This window comes from Candidatus Methanodesulfokora washburnensis (assembly GCF_003947435.1).
Classification (GTDB): Archaea; Korarchaeota; Korarchaeia; order Korarchaeales; family Korarchaeaceae; genus Methanodesulfokora; species Methanodesulfokora washburnensis.
Map to the genome: position 1 here is coordinate 16926 of NZ_RCOS01000025.1, position 18429 is coordinate 35354.

Consider the following 18429-nt stretch of genomic DNA (forward strand, 5'->3'; position numbering starts at 1 on the left):
TCAATCCTCTTTGCATTGAGACTGAAATGCCGTCAAGAGGGCTGGTGTTCACATTCCTTAAATTTCAATCCTCTTTGCATTGAGACAGTCACGAACGAGGTTCTGTTTCCTTTTGAGGGTAATCCATTTCAATCCTCTTTGCATTGAGACTGGATAGAAAGATCAGGGAGTATATTGAGGAACTGGAAATTTCAATCCTCTTTGCATTGAGACCAACAGCTGGAAGTACTGTTATCGAGTACTGAACCTTACATTTCAATCCTCTTTGCATTGAGACTGGGAGGACTGAAAATGGAGGATCTTGAGAAAAAGGCTAATTTCAATCCTCTTTGCATTGAGACGTATTTCTCTATTTAAACCTTGCCTTCCCCAGTGGTCTAGCCATTTCAATCCTCTTTGCATTGAGACTTGCCTAAGCTTGTTATTCCCTTCTCCGCACAGACCTGAATTTCAATCCTCTTTGCATTGAGACTATAAGAATGCCGTTAAAGCTAGCCTGATACTTCACAATATTTCAATCCTCTTTGCATTGAGACAAGCTAGGGCTATGGCTGCTGGTGATGATGAGACATCAATTTCAATCCTCTTTGCATTGAGACCTCTGAGCTTAGGTGTCCTGGATACAATCGGAGAGCTGTATTTCAATCCTCTTTGCATTGAGACGGGGATATTTGTCCTTGCCACATACAAAGCCATTCAAGAATTTCAATCCTCTTTGCATTGAGACCGTAACAAGGAGGAAAAGGCGGTAAAAATGAAGAAAAGGATTTCAATCCTCTTTGCATTGAGACTGCAAATGCCCATCAGGAGCCTGGGAACCTTCTTAAAGTATTTCAATCCTCTTTGCATTGAGACACCACTGTCGCATTCGCAGGAGAGATTAAGGAGACTGAGATTTCAATCCTCTTTGCATTGAGACTTATGCACTTTGTCTTGTCCATCGTCACGAATAACTGGATTTCAATCCTCTTTGCATTGAGACTTCTTCGGAGCCGGCGGGGGGAGTGTGAGAAGTATGAAAATTTCAATCCTCTTTGCATTGAGACAAGATAGTGATAAGGAAGGTGGACAGGGCTAGGGGGGTAAATTTCAATCCTCTTTGCATTGAGACAGGGCCACGGGAAGAACAGAATACGGGCAATGGGGAGTATTTCAATCCTCTTTGCATTGAGACAACCTCTGGTACATTGCCGATGAACTAACGTTCATAATATTTCAATCCTCTTTGCATTGAGACCTAATGTTATTTTCCAGTGCATCCATTGACCAACTATATAATTTCAATCCTCTTTGCATTGAGACCACAGGGTTGTCGCACCAGTAAAGTCATCGTCACCAGTAATTTCAATCCTCTTTGCATTGAGACAAATACGGGAGTCAGGAGGAGGAAAAGGGCCAAAAATGCGATTTCAATCCTCTTTGCATTGAGACGATCTTCTCTCTATCTAACCCGGATCGTGAAAAATAATATTTCAATCCTCTTTGCATTGAGACATCAAAAAGCAGTAACATCAGGAGCACCAGCACCACTATTTCAATCCTCTTTGCATTGAGACAACTATTTGCTTTTTTGTGCTTCTCTGCCGGCTTTTTATTTCAATCCTCTTTGCATTGAGACGCAAAGAGAAAGCAGAAAGCGAGAAAAAGGAAGAAGACAGAATTTCAATCCTCTTTGCATTGAGACCCTTCTGGGAGGAGGGCCAAGTTGGTAATTTTTGACGAGATTTCAATCCTCTTTGCATTGAGACGGTTTTACCCCCTGAACGAGGCCCCACCTAAAAATAAAAATTTCAATCCTCTTTGCATTGAGACTTGAGACGGTACTGGAACGTGAGCGTTACCGACTGCACGCCCTTATTTCAATCCTCTTTGCATTGAGACGGATATATGGTGAGATGCCTATGCCCCGAAGAAGTTAAATTTCAATCCTCTTTGCATTGAGACAAAAGCGAAGGTATCACCAGCCGAAGTTGCGGATTTATCATTTCAATCCTCTTTGCATTGAGACAGTACAAGGACATTGAGATAATGCATGGTGGTATTCTAATTTCAATCCTCTTTGCATTGAGACCACCATCTAACATTGATCCCGATGCCTTCGGATTAAGCATTTCAATCCTCTTTGCATTGAGACCCTGCAGCTGTCAAAAGAGCAGGGAAAGGTAGAGTAAATATTTCAATCCTCTTTGCATTGAGACCCCCCATCCTCGGGTTGGGTGTGTGTGGTGCCCGATCCATTTCAATCCTCTTTGCATTGAGACGAAAGCATGCATATCTAGGGAGATCTTTTGGAAACCTATTTCAATCCTCTTTGCATTGAGACTTATTGCCTTTGCTGTTGGCTCATAAGAGCCAGTAGCATAATTTCAATCCTCTTTGCATTGAGACACAGCGGATAATTTCAAGGGGGGAGTTTTGACTATGGATTTCAATCCTCTTTGCATTGAGACAAAATTTGCGAGCTGGATGGGATACTGAAGGAGAATTACATTTCAATCCTCTTTGCATTGAGACTGTCTGACTGGATCCAGCTGTTGTTCGCAGGGGAATCAATTTCAATCCTCTTTGCATTGAGACTTTGAAAGAACACGCATCTGTATGTCTGCCTGCTTCCTATTTCAATCCTCTTTGCATTGAGACTTCCCCCTGTAAACGGAGGAAGGATTAACGGAAGAAATATTTCAATCCTCTTTGCATTGAGACGTGTCCATTATTCCAAAACCCAGCAGGCCGGCTCCCATATTTCAATCCTCTTTGCATTGAGACCATAATGACCGATACTGTTGCAGACATACCCACAAAGATATTTCAATCCTCTTTGCATTGAGACGGGAGGTGTACAAGGCTGTTGCTAAGGCTGCCCAAGGGGCTTTCAATCCTCTTTGCATTGAGACGAATGAGATACAAAAAGAGAATGAGGAGGAGAAGCAGAACTTTCAATCCTCTTTGCATTGAGACAATCTGTTCATGTGGAACGAGTGGTTTAGCTCCAGACTCTTTCAATCCTCTTTGCATTGAGACAATCCCTTTCAGCCCTTAGCCTAGCAACTTCCTCCTGCCTTTCAATCCTCTTTGCATTGAGACTAAGCTCTATTGCCGATACATCCGTAACAAGATAGTCCTTTCAATCCTCTTTGCATTGAGACTGAAGAGGACTGGGATGTGCAGGTACTTCCGCTTTCTACCCTTTCAATCCTCTTTGCATTGAGACTTCTACGACAGGGGAAATGCAAACGAGGCGTACATATTCTTTCAATCCTCTTTGCATTGAGACGAGAATAATGGCTGAAATTGAGAGCCAAGGCTTTGAAGCTTTCAATCCTCTTTGCATTGAGACTGCAGACAAAATGAGCACTTCTGACTGGTGGAATGTCGTCTTTCAATCCTCTTTGCATTGAGACAAACAGAGAGTATAGCTGTGAAAAATATAACTGGAAGACTTTCAATCCTCTTTGCATTGAGACGACAATATCCACAGCCTGAAAGATACTCACGCCGAATTTGTCTTTCAATCCTCTTTGCATTGAGACAGATACTACTCCAATCACCATCATTCCCTTGTATCCCTTTCAATCCTCTTTGCATTGAGACAAAACCCCGAACCCGACCACTCTCAGGATCATATTCCCTTTCAATCCTCTTTGCATTGAGACAATGTGAATTGGGATATTGTTGATAGTTTCTCAGTATCAGCTTTCAATCCTCTTTGCATTGAGACCTTATGAAGATGTTTTTGGGTGGCGGAGGAGGGGGAAGCTTTCAATCCTCTTTGCATTGAGACATCCAGAACCTCATCCAAACCTCTGGTGTCCACACTTGTGCTTTCAATCCTCTTTGCATTGAGACGATGAAGGCGGTAAGATCTGCTTTCGTCAGATTTTACTCCTTTCAATCCTCTTTGCATTGAGACTTGAGAGGCTATGCATTAGGTGCGGGCGTGACCTTGGACTTTCAATCCTCTTTGCATTGAGACGACCCCTATGGGGTCAATAAAAGGGAGTGAGAATATGAGCTTTCAATCCTCTTTGCATTGAGACTTATGTTTATAAGCTCAGATACCCTTACACCCGTAAAACTTTCAATCCTCTTTGCATTGAGACGTCTCCCTCTGCGAACACAAAGCCGAGCAGAGGCATTGTCTTTCAATCCTCTTTGCATTGAGACTATAGGTAGGAAGCACCCTGCGGGCTTCTCGGGCCTCGCTTTCAATCCTCTTTGCATTGAGACTCCTTCTTTCGATATGGTTTATTGCAGTGCTGGCACTTTCAATCCTCTTTGCATTGAGACTACAACTATCTGCTTTCCCATAAAACCACCTCTACTACTTTCAATCCTCTTTGCATTGAGACGAGAGGGTTGCAAAGTTCTACGCCTACGGCGACGGTGGGACTTTCAATCCTCTTTGCATTGAGACTGAAAGGATTGTCCGAAAGAGGGTACTCCCTCCCGCAATGCTTTCAATCCTCTTTGCATTGAGACGCGGTTAAAGTGGGGGTCTCGAAGTCTGTGGCTTTAACCCCTTTCAATCCTCTTTGCATTGAGACTTGAGATGCCCGAACTGTGGTTATGAGTGGGACTATAAGCTTTCAATCCTCTTTGCATTGAGACCTCTCTCTCCCCAATAGTGATCGGGCTACCGCTATATCTTTCAATCCTCTTTGCATTGAGACTATACTCCGGAAACGAGAGGGAGGCCTACAGGCTGCCTTTCAATCCTCTTTGCATTGAGACGGGGTTTTACCCCCCGAAAGGCCCCCACCAAAAAGGGTTACTTTCAATCCTCTTTGCATTGAGACGTTCAAGCCTGATGTCATCATTCCAGTGCTTCCCCTCTCCTTTCAATCCTCTTTGCATTGAGACTTTTTCTGAAGCAGCCAGTGAAACGGAGGAGGATTTGGCTTTCAATCCTCTTTGCATTGAGACTGCCCTGTTGTAAACCCTTACGTGTGCGATAAGCCCGTCTTTCAATCCTCTTTGCATTGAGACCCATTCCTTGCTGTAGCCCCAGAACTCCATCGCATTCTCTTTCAATCCTCTTTGCATTGAGACGAAGAGATCGGGAAGAGCATAGGGATGGAAAAGGGCAAAATCTTTCAATCCTCTTTGCATTGAGACCTTTTTCCTGAGCTCATAGAAGAAGTCCACGTAGTCCTCTTTCAATCCTCTTTGCATTGAGACTTAGGACATTGCAGGACTTCAGACTGCTGACAAGACTACCTTTCAATCCTCTTTGCATTGAGACGGGTGCATGTGGTTCATTGAGGGCAAGTGCGCTGTTGTCGCTTTCAATCCTCTTTGCATTGAGACTGAAAACCCAGTATTTATTGAGTCCCACTATGATGAAATCTTTCAATCCTCTTTGCATTGAGACTGAAGTTCTACAGGATGCTGGGGAAGAAGGCGGTGACTTTCAATCCTCTTTGCATTGAGACACAGAGTTGCAAGGCCGTTTGTCACAGCCAATGTTCCCTTTCAATCCTCTTTGCATTGAGACGTAGCTTGGAGGGAGAGGGCAAAGGAGGTGTGTGGATAGGGTCATCTTTCAATCCTCTTTGCATTGAGACTTTCATGGAGGAAAACAGGGAGATAGTTGAATACATAAACCTTTCAATCCTCTTTGCATTGAGACCTTTTTAGCTTAGTCAAGATGTTCTTGCAGGATAATTCCTTTCAATCCTCTTTGCATTGAGACAAGCATCACTTTAACAGCGTTTGGGTAGAACTTGGCTACTTTCAATCCTCTTTGCATTGAGACTTGGGATTCGGCCCCTAGGGGCGACCTCCCCTCCCCTTTCAATCCTCTTTGCATTGAGACTCCAGTGCCCATACAGAGGATAAATAATGCCGAAAATAACTTTCAATCCTCTTTGCATTGAGACAAAAAGAAAGGAAGGGGATGGTCATTTTCTCACCCTGTCTTTCAATCCTCTTTGCATTGAGACCCTTTTGTCGGCCCATATGATCTGGAAATCAGGCTGAACTTTCAATCCTCTTTGCATTGAGACAGTATATGTCGATAAAATGTCTAATTGCGAAACGTATAGTCTTTCAATCCTCTTTGCATTGAGACTGTGCTTGAGATGCTTGCAGAAAAGGGATGGCATCCCCCTTTCAATCCTCTTTGCATTGAGACATATGATCCAGAGAAGGAAGTAGCAGTCAAGCTCTTCTCACTTTCAATCCTCTTTGCATTGAGACGCATTCAAGAGAGATCATCCTGAGCCATTCTTCGTAATCCTTTCAATCCTCTTTGCATTGAGACGGTAAAACAGCTGAAGAAGAGCTATGAGGAGCTAAAACCTTTCAATCCTCTTTGCATTGAGACGCAGGACAGATGAGCAGTGATTACATAATCTTAGAATCTTTCAATCCTCTTTGCATTGAGACGACAAACTGCCTGTTCTGGTCGTTTACCAGTGCCTGCACTCTTTCAATCCTCTTTGCATTGAGACGGGCGCAGACTGTCCAACAACTTCATCCCTGTTTCTCTCTTTCAATCCTCTTTGCATTGAGACGCCCTTTTTCCTATTGTGTCCTTTCTTTTTGCCAGCTTTTCTTTCAATCCTCTTTGCATTGAGACTAAACGGCACAAGCCTATCCATGTCCGACGTCTTCATCTTTCAATCCTCTTTGCATTGAGACACAACTACTTTTCGATGCGATAGGTAGGTGTGCTATCTATCTTTCAATCCTCTTTGCATTGAGACGATGAAAAAGAGGTGATCTTCAATGTCCAGACCTCCTAACTTTCAATCCTCTTTGCATTGAGACGAGGATGGCTCAACTGTAACCCTAACTGTGAAGGACTCAACTTTCAATCCTCTTTGCATTGAGACGCTGGGAAGAGCATAAGGCTTGACGTTGGGCCAACCGTGCCTTTCAATCCTCTTTGCATTGAGACAGGGGCCGGGATTCACGCAGTTCTTCAGGAGGCTGTTTGGAACTTTCAATCCTCTTTGCATTGAGACACCTTCAAAATAATAGTGAGGTGGAACGGGACGGATCCTTTCAATCCTCTTTGCATTGAGACTCAGGACAAGGGGCACCAGTATGGAGGCCAGTATGTACACTTTCAATCCTCTTTGCATTGAGACTTTGTTCCCAATGTTGCATTTGAGGGATAGGCTGTAATCTTTCAATCCTCTTTGCATTGAGACTTCAGGGGATAAAGTGTGCCGAATACCTGTTGAGAATAACTTTCAATCCTCTTTGCATTGAGACGAAGGAGCTGAGAAGCACCCTTAAGTCGGCCTTTGAGCATCTTTCAATCCTCTTTGCATTGAGACTTCTTGAGAAACAGCGTGATCTCCATGTAGTCGTTATTCCTTTCAATCCTCTTTGCATTGAGACTGGATGGGTTCATATACAGTAGGGGGTCACTTTCCCGGTCTTTCAATCCTCTTTGCATTGAGACTTGATTTTTGTTAAGAGCATAAGCTATTGCAGCACCTTTCAATCCTCTTTGCATTGAGACTTCTCTACACGGTCTTAGACAGGGCTTTAGCCTCATTTTCTTTCAATCCTCTTTGCATTGAGACGAGGTGATTGTATGGGTGAGCGGGTAATCATGATATCAGAGCTTTCAATCCTCTTTGCATTGAGACCAGGGAGAGACCGACCGTATCGTGGACAGAGAGAGAATAGCAGCTTTCAATCCTCTTTGCATTGAGACTTCCCTGGCTGATACCGATTCAAGGCTGGAATAAGAATCCCTTTCAATCCTCTTTGCATTGAGACAGAGGTTCAATATTCCCTTCAACGAGGAGGAAGTAAGGCCTTTCAATCCTCTTTGCATTGAGACAATATTTTCTAGCCATTCCTCTCTTTTATCTCTCAAAACCTTTCAATCCTCTTTGCATTGAGACAGGTGTCGGAAGCTTTTCGATGATCCTGTCCGTTATGCTTACTTTCAATCCTCTTTGCATTGAGACTACGAGCTTTCTTTCACAAATCCTTCTGCAGTATGCACTTTCAATCCTCTTTGCATTGAGACTCAGGAGGGCTTCTCCTCGACTAAAAAACAAATAAACTGCTTTCAATCCTCTTTGCATTGAGACATGCCCACCGGAACTTAAGTGTGCCACAAGGATAATAATCTTTCAATCCTCTTTGCATTGAGACGAAGGTGATTGAATGAAGAGACTAGATTCTGACTTTAATCTTTCAATCCTCTTTGCATTGAGACTTATATTTAGCCACACAAAAGTGGCAGAAAGATCCTCTACTTTCAATCCTCTTTGCATTGAGACGAATCAGGGGACATAACCAAGGGGAGGGAAGTCGCACTCTTTCAATCCTCTTTGCATTGAGACGTGTTGAACCATAAGTAGTATGGAGATACAGTCCAAGTCTTTCAATCCTCTTTGCATTGAGACAGCATAGTGCCAAGCTCATTAGCCTTATATCGCTTGCCTTTCAATCCTCTTTGCATTGAGACGGAAGTGGCGGAAAAAGCAATAGATGTAGTAAGGGCGTTACTTTCAATCCTCTTTGCATTGAGACAAGAAGATCAGGGAAGAAAGGAGGAAAAAGATGGAGGAGGCTTTCAATCCTCTTTGCATTGAGACGGAGGGAGAAAGGGCCAAAGGAGGACATTGAGATGATAACTTTCAATCCTCTTTGCATTGAGACGTTGAGCTTCAGGGCCTTGTGGAGGAGGTTCTTAAGAAACTTTCAATCCTCTTTGCATTGAGACAAGCATAATACTAGCGGCAATAACCGGTTCACAGGCTGGGGCTTTCAATCCTCTTTGCATTGAGACGGACAGTTTATAAGATGATCCACCAGCTCCTCAACAGTCACTTTCAATCCTCTTTGCATTGAGACGTAGGCCAGAAAGTAGCCCCTCTTCCCGCCCCTCGGCACTTTCAATCCTCTTTGCATTGAGACTATGTGCAGGCTGAAACCGATATTCAAACCTACCTACCTTTCAATCCTCTTTGCATTGAGACAAATACAAAAGTCCTCTTGCAGAAGTCATTTAAATTCTCACTTTCAATCCTCTTTGCATTGAGACTCAAGGAGGTTTCCCCTGATCCATACAAAAAGGGAGAGCACTTTCAATCCTCTTTGCATTGAGACCTTTTGACCTCTACATAGGCTACTTTGTCATTCAGCCCTTTCAATCCTCTTTGCATTGAGACACAGGTGAACTGCTGGTATGTCGAGGACTGGCTGAGGCCTTTCAATCCTCTTTGCATTGAGACAACCGCTTCTGTGCCTCCTCTATCCCCTTCATGTTCTCATCTTTCAATCCTCTTTGCATTGAGACTGCATGCACGAGCATAACAGGATAACGTGGAGTCTTAACTTTCAATCCTCTTTGCATTGAGACTATATGATGTAGTTTTGATGGAGGATATACCCTCTGATACCTTTCAATCCTCTTTGCATTGAGACTGATCTTGTGGCTGAAAAAGGGAGGGAAATTTGTCTTGACTTTCAATCCTCTTTGCATTGAGACGAAGCAAAGGGGGGAAGAGAAGACGAAAAAGGTAAAGGCTTTCAATCCTCTTTGCATTGAGACGGAGCTTGATGGTTTTGAGAGAAAGGTTTAAATAGGCTCTTTCAATCCTCTTTGCATTGAGACGTAATTGTTGTTTGACAGAGACAGGAATATAAAGAGAAAGCTTTCAATCCTCTTTGCATTGAGACGGAGGAGGTTCTTAAGAAAAGAACGCAGGAGAACATAACTTTCAATCCTCTTTGCATTGAGACTGTAAACTGGTGTCCTGCCTCGCACATAAGATAAATACTTTCTTTCAATCCTCTTTGCATTGAGACGGTCTGATCCATCCAGATCTGAAACCTTTGTTGCAGCTATCTTTCAATCCTCTTTGCATTGAGACAGGGAGAATATCCTGAGGGCCTGTCGGGAGGGGGATTATCTTTCAATCCTCTTTGCATTGAGACGAAGAAGAGCTGAAAAAAGCTGAGGAGGAGATCCCCTCGTCTTTCAATCCTCTTTGCATTGAGACGAACATATCCCTTATCATCATCCTCACAACATCCGTAAGCTTTCAATCCTCTTTGCATTGAGACTCAACGTACTCATCCGCCCATGATCTCAGAGGATTTGCCACCTCTTTCAATCCTCTTTGCATTGAGACTAAAAGCCTTGGCGCTAAAGGAGGGTAGAAAAAAGGTGACCTTTCAATCCTCTTTGCATTGAGACGTATTTGCTGTTATGTTGAGATCGGAGAGAAGGGCATCACTTTCAATCCTCTTTGCATTGAGACACCCTGCCCGTGGAGCCCGGCGGCCCAAACTCGGTGGCGTCTTTCAATCCTCTTTGCATTGAGACACGATCTGGCTACCTGATGAGATATACAAGAAGCTGCTCTTTCAATCCTCTTTGCATTGAGACTCACTCATGCCTCTCTCACACTCCCCCCGTCCCCGCAAGCTTTCAATCCTCTTTGCATTGAGACCTGAAAAGCACATATTCGCAGCATGGGTAGAGCAGACACCTTTCAATCCTCTTTGCATTGAGACGGGAGGTGCAAGGAAAACATAACGGCCTGCGTTGAGGACATAACTTTCAATCCTCTTTGCATTGAGACTTAGGCGAGCCTAATATATAGATCTCGGTAAAGTATATCTTTCAATCCTCTTTGCATTGAGACGTGTTGGCGAACAGAGGGATGTTCACGGATCTGTTGCTCCTTTCAATCCTCTTTGCATTGAGACCAGGGACATAGAGAAGGTGATAGAGAAGAGGTATAAAGCTCTTTCAATCCTCTTTGCATTGAGACTGCTCCAGAGGATATTTTGCAGGAGATAATTGAGGACATCTTTCAATCCTCTTTGCATTGAGACTCTACCCACCATCCTAGCTATTTCCATTGTATCGTGATACTTTCAATCCTCTTTGCATTGAGACGAGAGACCTGCTGGATTCCGTGTCCGAGAGGGTTCTGGCCTTTCAATCCTCTTTGCATTGAGACCCTTCGAGCCTAAAAGTCCGAAGGTGGATTTCACCTCAACTTTCAATCCTCTTTGCATTGAGACGGGGATAGCAGTAGCAGAAGTTACAGAATATGCATTAACCTTTCAATCCTCTTTGCATTGAGACTATACAAAATGTGCCTTCCATGATCGGTAATGCAATACCTTTCAATCCTCTTTGCATTGAGACGAAGCTGACAAGGTAAATGGAAGTGTTTCCTCAACAATCTTTCAATCCTCTTTGCATTGAGACTAATTGCATTAGTTGCACTAATTCAGGGGATAATAGCCACTTTCAATCCTCTTTGCATTGAGACAATAAGAGAAATAGCCAGTAAAAGGGAGTTATCCCCTTACTTTCAATCCTCTTTGCATTGAGACCGACCTTCTTCAACATAGAAGAATGCCGTGTTGAGGAGAACTTTCAATCCTCTTTGCATTGAGACGTAGTGGTCAGACAGTTAGAAAAGGCTAAGGAATACACCTTTCAATCCTCTTTGCATTGAGACGTGTACTCTAACAATCTATTCATGACGAGGGGCTCCTATTTAATCCTTTCCACAGATCCCTTTCTCGAACACTGATGACAGAGGAAAAACCTTAAAAACAATTCTCAAAATGTTCGAGGAAAAATTTATATACTTTCATTCAGGTTCCCTTCTCACATATTCAGAAAAACCAAAATGTTCGAGAAAGGTCATATCATCGAGCTCCCATTAAAAATTCCATAACATAGTTTTTCCTGCTATGATGGAAGAAAGTAGAAAAAGCAAGTTAATAACAAGATAAAAGGGAAAATAACGAGAGTTTGACGTCGTCTATTTGATGAAGGGATCATTGAGGAGCGAGCTTCTGTTAAGAGCAGGCTGTTGAGGACAATTGGTATATCTTCTCGAAAGGATTGAAAGTAAAAAATATTCGATTAAGAAATATTTTATTCAGTGATCGGGATATTTCATTAATGAATTCTAAAATGCATTTAGTTTCTTCTAATTTAAAAACTAATAGTCTATAGAAAGGTTAAGCTAGATATCCAAATACAGTTCATAGAAATCATCCATAACGCCACCGAACCTCGTTTTCTTTCCTCTTCTCTCACTTGCCGATATATAATCAACGCTAACCAGCGACACTAAGGTCAAATATGATAGCTTTTTCAGAGTTACATCCCTATCCTTCCCCGAGATGATGTAGCTGTATAAACCTCTGCAAATCTCCCGAAATTCCTGTTTTATGTCCTCTACTTTGATAGAACCTCTCTCAATCTTATTTTTAAGCTCAATAATGACAGAGTTAAGAAGAGACCTCTCCTTTCCATAAAGTGCGTTATTCTTCAGAAACAGCAGCTCGCTTTGAAGATCCTCCAAAAAACCAGGATATAACTCAATCTTTATCTTCTCCAGTCTCCTTCCGATGTCCATTGGATGATGATGAAATGCAACAGCGAATACAGCTGGTTTTAATATGTCGTAATCTGTGAGATTATCAAGATTTTCCTTTATATAAAGCTTTCTAAACTCAGAAAGAATATAAGCCGAAAACACCTCATGCCCTGTAAAATATACTGGTTTTTCTGTGGGCATATGTGTGCGCTGATAAAAGGCTTTTCCTAGATCATGGAACACCACAGATAACCTGATTTCATCGACAAACTTTTCATTAAGAGAAGTGCCTGCTCTTCCTATTCTTGAGCTCTCCAATTTCTTCAGGAGATCAATGCAGCTGTTTATATGCTCTGACAAATACTCGGCTATGGGAGGCTCATAGTAGCTAAAAATCCTTTTCATGTCTCATCACCAGACCCAGCTCCTCATTGTAGTCTCCCTCTACTATAAATGTGACAAATTTAGATGAAAGAACATACTTTAATACATCTTCTTTTTTCCTATGCCAGAGCTCCTCTGTGGATTTCTTTGAGATCTTATCCCCCTCTATAACAAGCATCTCTTTTGGTCTCACCTCATATACAGTGGATAAGCTCATGGGAACTAGAAATTTCTCTAATTCACTTAATGGCATATCTTCATGCCATAAAGAGCTGGAAATTACCGGAACCAGTGTACTATCTCTCACAAAGCTTCCCTCTAGGTCTATAAATGTCTTAACCGCTAGATCAGCACTTTCCAGAATGGTCGGTATGAAAATCAATTCTTTTATATCCCTATCCTTTGGATTAAAGGAATCCTCATCGTACACACTGTCCAAAAGAGGCTGATAGCTTTCTGGATCGTGAAATCTAACTTCATTTCCCTCAAGGAAGCCAAGAGTCCTTCTAAAGAGATCCATATCGTATATGCCTTTGTATTTCTTGCCCTTTTCATCCTCATACCAGAGATGGACCCTTCCCTCCTTCTCCTCCTTATACCTCAGAAATCTCCCAAGCCTCTGAATTAATGAGGAAGCAGGAGCTAGGTCTGATACAAAGAGATTGGAGGATATGTCAACGCCCGCTTCTATAACCTGAGTTGAGACCATTAAATACTCTTCATCATGCCTCAGCTCCTCAATTTTCTTTCTTTTTTCTTCCCTGTCATCCCCGGTGAACCTAGAGTGAAGGAGAAGCATTCTATCTTTCGGCATGTCTAGGCTTTCTCTTGCTATTTTGTAGAATTCAATGGCTTCGGGAACTGTGTTGAAGACAACAAGGGATTTTCTAAATCCATCCCTCCTGCCCCCTTTTATCCAGCTTAGAATTCTCTCAAATTTGTTGTTCTCAAGCTTTTCCAAATTTACCTCGTATTTTTTCCCTCTTCTCTCCTCCAAAAATTTATCATCTGGTTTTTCGGAGAACCTAGTAATATGAAGACCGATTTCTTCTCCTTCTCTTCTCAGAATATTCTCCAGAGCCTTAGGTATGGTGGCGGACATGAAAACAGCCCTCCCCCCATGGGATGCTATTATCCGGATGAGGGCTATCAGAAAGTTCAGAGATTTTGTAGTATCGGATAGAAGATGGACTTCATCAAGTACTACATCAGATAAAAGCACCATTGCTCTGGAAAAGAGATAATGCCCCATACTCCTAGTGAGAGTTCCATCATAATGTTTAACGGCAAACTCAAAATCTTCGGGGGCTATGCCGAAAAGGGTTAAGGAAAGGGTGTCGACAGTGGTGAGTGTAATGGGTCTTATCAGATATCTGGAATCTGCATGATGCATGTACCTAGTTCCCACATTTCTTTCATCTAAACCCAGCTTGCGCAATGTCCCCCTAAACTTGGATAGCTGATCCTCAAGAAGGGTTCTAAGAGGGAATGTAACCACACATTTTAGCCCCTCTTCTAGCGATTTAAGTGCAATTGCCTGGGAAATTGCAGATTTTCCATAGCCAGTAGGTGCCTCTATGACTAAAATTCTGTTCTTCTCAGCTCTCTGTGTCGCAAAGTTGAGAAAATGTCTATCTTCTCTTTCTTGGAAAGTTTCGAGAACTCTATCCAAGTAATAAGGCAGATCAGCCAAGCAGTTCACCTCCTAAGATCTGTTTCTTGAGAAAACTTAAGCAGGACTTTCTCTGCACATTCTCGACAGCGGAATACTTCCTCATATGGTAACTTAAAACAATATCTTGCTATATTATAATTTCTTAAATTTAAATAATCGATACATTCAATTATATCCCTATCTATTACTCTATAGCTCATATCTTGAATCTCTAATAGCAGCCCTAATAGTTTTTCTAGATCGTGCTCTTTTGGAGGAATTCTTCCAGAAACGCTAATTAAGAATTTTAAAAGCTTTTCATAGCATTGCTGAGCGTGAAAACATACATCACTAGAATAAGGTTGTGGAACCCTTAAAAGACAAGTAGTGCTTCCGCTTCCTATTTCGCAGGAAGCATCGCAATAATCGCATTCTTCTGTTCCTTTTTTTGGACATTTGTTGCAGGGAAACATAGGACAGTACTTCTCACAAAATTCTTCTCTATATATCTCCCCATTCTGCACTTTCATTAAAGTAATCCAAGTATTATAATTACGAATAGCTTCATAACAATCTCTTATGGCTATTTCCCGCCATTCAGAAGGCGTGGGAAATTTCTCTCTGTACATAAGCATACCTCTCTGCCCTAGTTTGAGTTCTCTTATCTGCCTTGAGAATTGTATAAGCCTCTTCTAGTGATCTTAAGAATTCGAAAAGGCCATGCATATCTGCTAGAGATACGAACCTGTAGAGACTGAGAACTCCCCTGAGTACTACATCGGCCTCGCTATATTTATTTTTTGTATTGAAAGACCTCAATGCATCCATTATCACATCACCGGGTGATAGAGCCTCATAGAGTTTCTCGCAAAGTTTATCCGCTTTAATCCCCCGTTTAGAGAGAATGTCATAGAACAAGGGATCCCTGTATACAGAGATAGGCACTGTTTCATATATTTTATAAGTCATCCCTTCGGGAGATACCTTAAATACATTGAAATCCACCTTATCCAAATTCATGCTCGCAAGCTTAGATCTTATTTTAGTGCTCAGCATAGCTTCAAGGATCATTACCTCGCTTACAACAGAGCCTCTAAGTGTTTCTGAGAGCAGTTCTCTTAAAGACTCCTTTACTGAATAAACGTTGATTAACTTAGTTCGATCTCCTGAGGCAAGTATACTGGCAGTTTCATCTGGTGAAAGGAAGAGAAAGTAATGGTATGTGCTATCCGGTGTCCTGACCGTTGTTATGTGGGATGAATACACCCCCAGAAGACCTATCAGGATGATCTCAGGAGAAGCTCTGAGACCTAACTGTTCTGAAGTAGTTTTCATCTCAAGAGCTGAAAATCCAGTGTACCTGTCCACCTTGAACAGCTGGGGTGCCGCTAACTCGCTTCTCTCCGGAGCATCTAAAAACACATTCTTTCCTCTCATCTCAGCTCTAACCAATATTTTATCTCTGCTGATGGATATATTCTTACACTGCTCTTTCAATAGCTTCAAAAGCTCTCTATAAGTCTTCTTAGATGGTCTTTCCTCAATCTGTAAACTTTCTAAGAATTTATCTATTTTATCATTTCCTGTTAGCACTATTGATATATCTTCTATTCTTTCATTATCCATATTACCATAAGCCCTGCAGAGAAAGTCGTCCGGCAACTCCGCCTTATTGAGGTTAAAAGAGGATCCTGACACATAATTTAAAATATAGAGTATTCCTTCATAGATTACTCCGCTAAGAAAGGTGGAATCCAAAGGCAACTCCAGCTCCAATCTCATTCTCTCCACCCCACCACAGCTTCCCCATTAACTCTGTAGAATGCAGCAGGATCCCTAACCTCTACTATGAACTCCGGTTCTCCAGCTCTTGTTACCAGTATAGGGACTCGGAATGGTATCAGAGATCTTCCCTCCATGTACGTTAAAACAGGATTGGCCCTTTCAGCATATTCTATATCTCTAGGATTTATATATATTTCATAAAGCCATCTCCTCTGAAGCTCCTCTAATGGCTGCACGCCATCTATCGATGGAAAGCTGTATTTAGAAATTATCTTTCCCTTTTCCGCATCTATTCCATCCTTTCTTCTCACATCTATCACAGAAATTCTGCTTTCCTTTGAACCCAGCCTGTGAATTCTCCAGAAATAGCTCTCATCAAGCTCTACAATTTTCCCTCTGAACTCAATTTTACCTTCTCTGAACACCAGAAGAAATCTTAAAGTAGGGGAATTCTCGTCCAAGCTAACCATGACTGTCTTTCCTCTGGCTGGCGAGTCGTATGAGCTGGCTATATTCCTAGGATCGGGATAGAGAACTCCTGATGTTACTTTCACAGCTATTATCTTGTTTATGTCCTCATACTTTAGAGGAATGCAATTTATGGGTCTTGTACCAAAAGCCAACAAACCCTTGCTTAGTGACTTTATTATCTCCCTTCCGGCGGATTCTCCCACTCCTAGTCCTCTGGCAATTGATTCACCCAATGCTCCTAAAAATGTGGTGGGAGGAGGGTAGTAGAAAGAGGGTGACGTTTTGGATAAACCTGCTATTCTTGTCTGAAAACCCCAGACAAACTCCACATCCACTATGAATGCTGAAGCGCTCATCAGCTCACTCCAGCCCTCCTTTTTGCCTCCATTATTGCCTCCATTATGGTATCCTCAAAACCTGTTCCTCCTGTGTATTTGAACAGTTTAGTATTGTAATTCACTTTTTTCGCTTTCTCCTCTGCTCTCTCTATATAGTTCTTGGAGAATGGGCTTGGAACAGTCCATACATCGTCGCTTACTGCTATAGCAGCAGACTCCCACTCAACTACTGGGAGAAATCTAGTCTTCTTTGCTCCGAACATCATCTCTATCATAAATTTCGAGAGAGCATCTAGAGTAACTCCTATCCTCTTCTTCCTCTCCTCCTCGCTTATAATCGTTTTACCGGCGTTCTCCATGGAGAAAGTCGCTTTTCCTAGGTATTTTGTATCAAGATCGAAGCTAAATGTGTAAGCTGCAGAGGAAAGTTCAATATAATAAATCATCTGGCCACCAGCTCTTCCTCCCTCCTCAACAAAAGGAGTGCCGAGTGCGTATCTTGTGTGAAGCTGGGGTTCTATCACAGTGCTCTCCAGAGACTCCTTGGTTGGTATCATATAACCAACGAAGAAATTCGAAGTTCTTTTCACATTCCTTCCTCCTCTTGCCGGAGCGTAAAGAAAGCCTCCAACATCCTCCACGACACATCCCTTTATGACAGCATTTTCAAACTCGCTCTCGCTTCCGGGTGGATCTATTCCAAAGGACTCCTTGAAAACAGCATCGTTTGTGCTCTTCAGAAAGTATCCCTTGCTGCACAACTTGCACACAGGAAGGCCTTTTTCTGCAGCTTCCTCAGCAAGTACCTGTTGATATCCGTGAGCTATGGACTCCCCGCTTACTGATGGGACAAAGTAGGTTGCGTAAGTTCCAGGCATCACCACAGGGACTCTTCTATGCTTCACGTAGTTTCCGACGCTTTCCGTCATATTCAGGGCCTCAACATTGATCAAAACCCTTCCCCTAACCGATATAAACGGATCTGCCATAACAACACCTCCCTAATCCATAAGCCTAGAGGCTATAGAAAGGGCTTTTGCTGTAATCAAGGAGACTACTTCTCTCAGCTCCTTCATGCCTGATATTTTCTCTATCCCCTGTATCTCCTTCTCCACCGATTCCATGTCTATCCTCTTGGCCTCATCGAAGGCCTTTGGATTACCCCACTGAGGCTTGTTTTTGAGCGAATGAAAGTCTCTCAGGGCTTCTCTCAGGTAATAAAGCACAAGATCTTTTGATGGCGCATATCCAAGCTTATCAACGTATGTATAGCTCTCATTTTCGGCAACCAAAACAGCAAGCAACTCAGCTATGCCTTCCGCCATCATATCACCTTGGTGCATAAAGCAGGCATGGTGTTAAATAAAAACTTTGCTATTCCAAACATTCTTTCCATAATGAATAAATACTGCCTCATTCTACACAAGAAGCATGCAAACTGCCCTCATATTCACGCTCGGTTTTGAGG

General features: G+C 42.4%; 7 protein-coding genes and 1 CRISPR repeat array (1 of these 8 cut by a window edge). All 7 genes read right to left on the reverse strand.

Features of this window, described 5'->3' with window-relative positions; all coding sequences use genetic code 11:
• Positions 1 to 11456: a CRISPR direct-repeat array (repeat unit 25 nt; unit sequence CTTTCAATCCTCTTTGCATTGAGAC); it begins 761 nt to the left of the window's first position.
• A gap of 516 nt (positions 11457 to 11972) precedes the next feature.
• From D6D85_RS01530 to D6D85_RS01560, 7 genes are read right to left on the reverse strand one after another with little or no spacing between them, the layout of a single operon-like run.
• Positions 11973 to 12734, reverse strand: coding sequence for an HD domain-containing protein (locus D6D85_RS01530; protein ID WP_125670321.1), 762 nt, complete (start codon positions 12732 to 12734; stop codon positions 11973 to 11975).
• The gene (gene cas3 / locus D6D85_RS01535) at positions 12718 to 14406 is read right to left on the reverse strand and encodes a CRISPR-associated helicase Cas3' (protein ID WP_161969623.1); all 1689 of its coding nucleotides are present in this window, start codon (positions 14404 to 14406) and stop codon (positions 12718 to 12720) included. The genes D6D85_RS01530 and cas3 overlap by 17 nt, the downstream gene beginning before the upstream one ends.
• 5 nt (positions 14407 to 14411) lie before the next feature.
• A complete protein-coding gene (locus tag D6D85_RS01540) occupies positions 14412 to 14996 on the reverse strand; it encodes a HEPN domain-containing protein (RefSeq protein ID WP_161969624.1) in 585 nt (194 codons plus the stop codon).
• Positions 14965 to 16149, reverse strand: a complete 1185-nt coding sequence (locus D6D85_RS01545; protein WP_125670324.1) for a hypothetical protein — start codon at positions 16147 to 16149, stop codon at positions 14965 to 14967. Before D6D85_RS01545 ends, D6D85_RS01540 begins: the two co-directional genes overlap by 32 nt.
• Entirely contained in the window at positions 16146 to 16979 is an 834-nt protein-coding gene (cas5a, locus tag D6D85_RS01550) for a type I-A CRISPR-associated protein Cas5a (protein ID WP_237558706.1), read from the reverse strand. Before cas5a ends, D6D85_RS01545 begins: the two co-directional genes overlap by 4 nt.
• Entirely contained in the window at positions 16979 to 17950 is a 972-nt protein-coding gene (cas7a, locus tag D6D85_RS01555; RefSeq protein WP_125670326.1) for a type I-A CRISPR-associated protein Cas7/Csa2, read from the reverse strand. Before cas7a ends, cas5a begins: the two co-directional genes overlap by 1 nt.
• 12 nt (positions 17951 to 17962) lie before the next feature.
• Entirely contained in the window at positions 17963 to 18286 is a 324-nt protein-coding gene (locus D6D85_RS01560; RefSeq protein ID WP_125670327.1) for a type I-A CRISPR-associated protein Csa5, read from the reverse strand.
• Positions 18287 to 18429 lie beyond the last annotated feature (143 nt).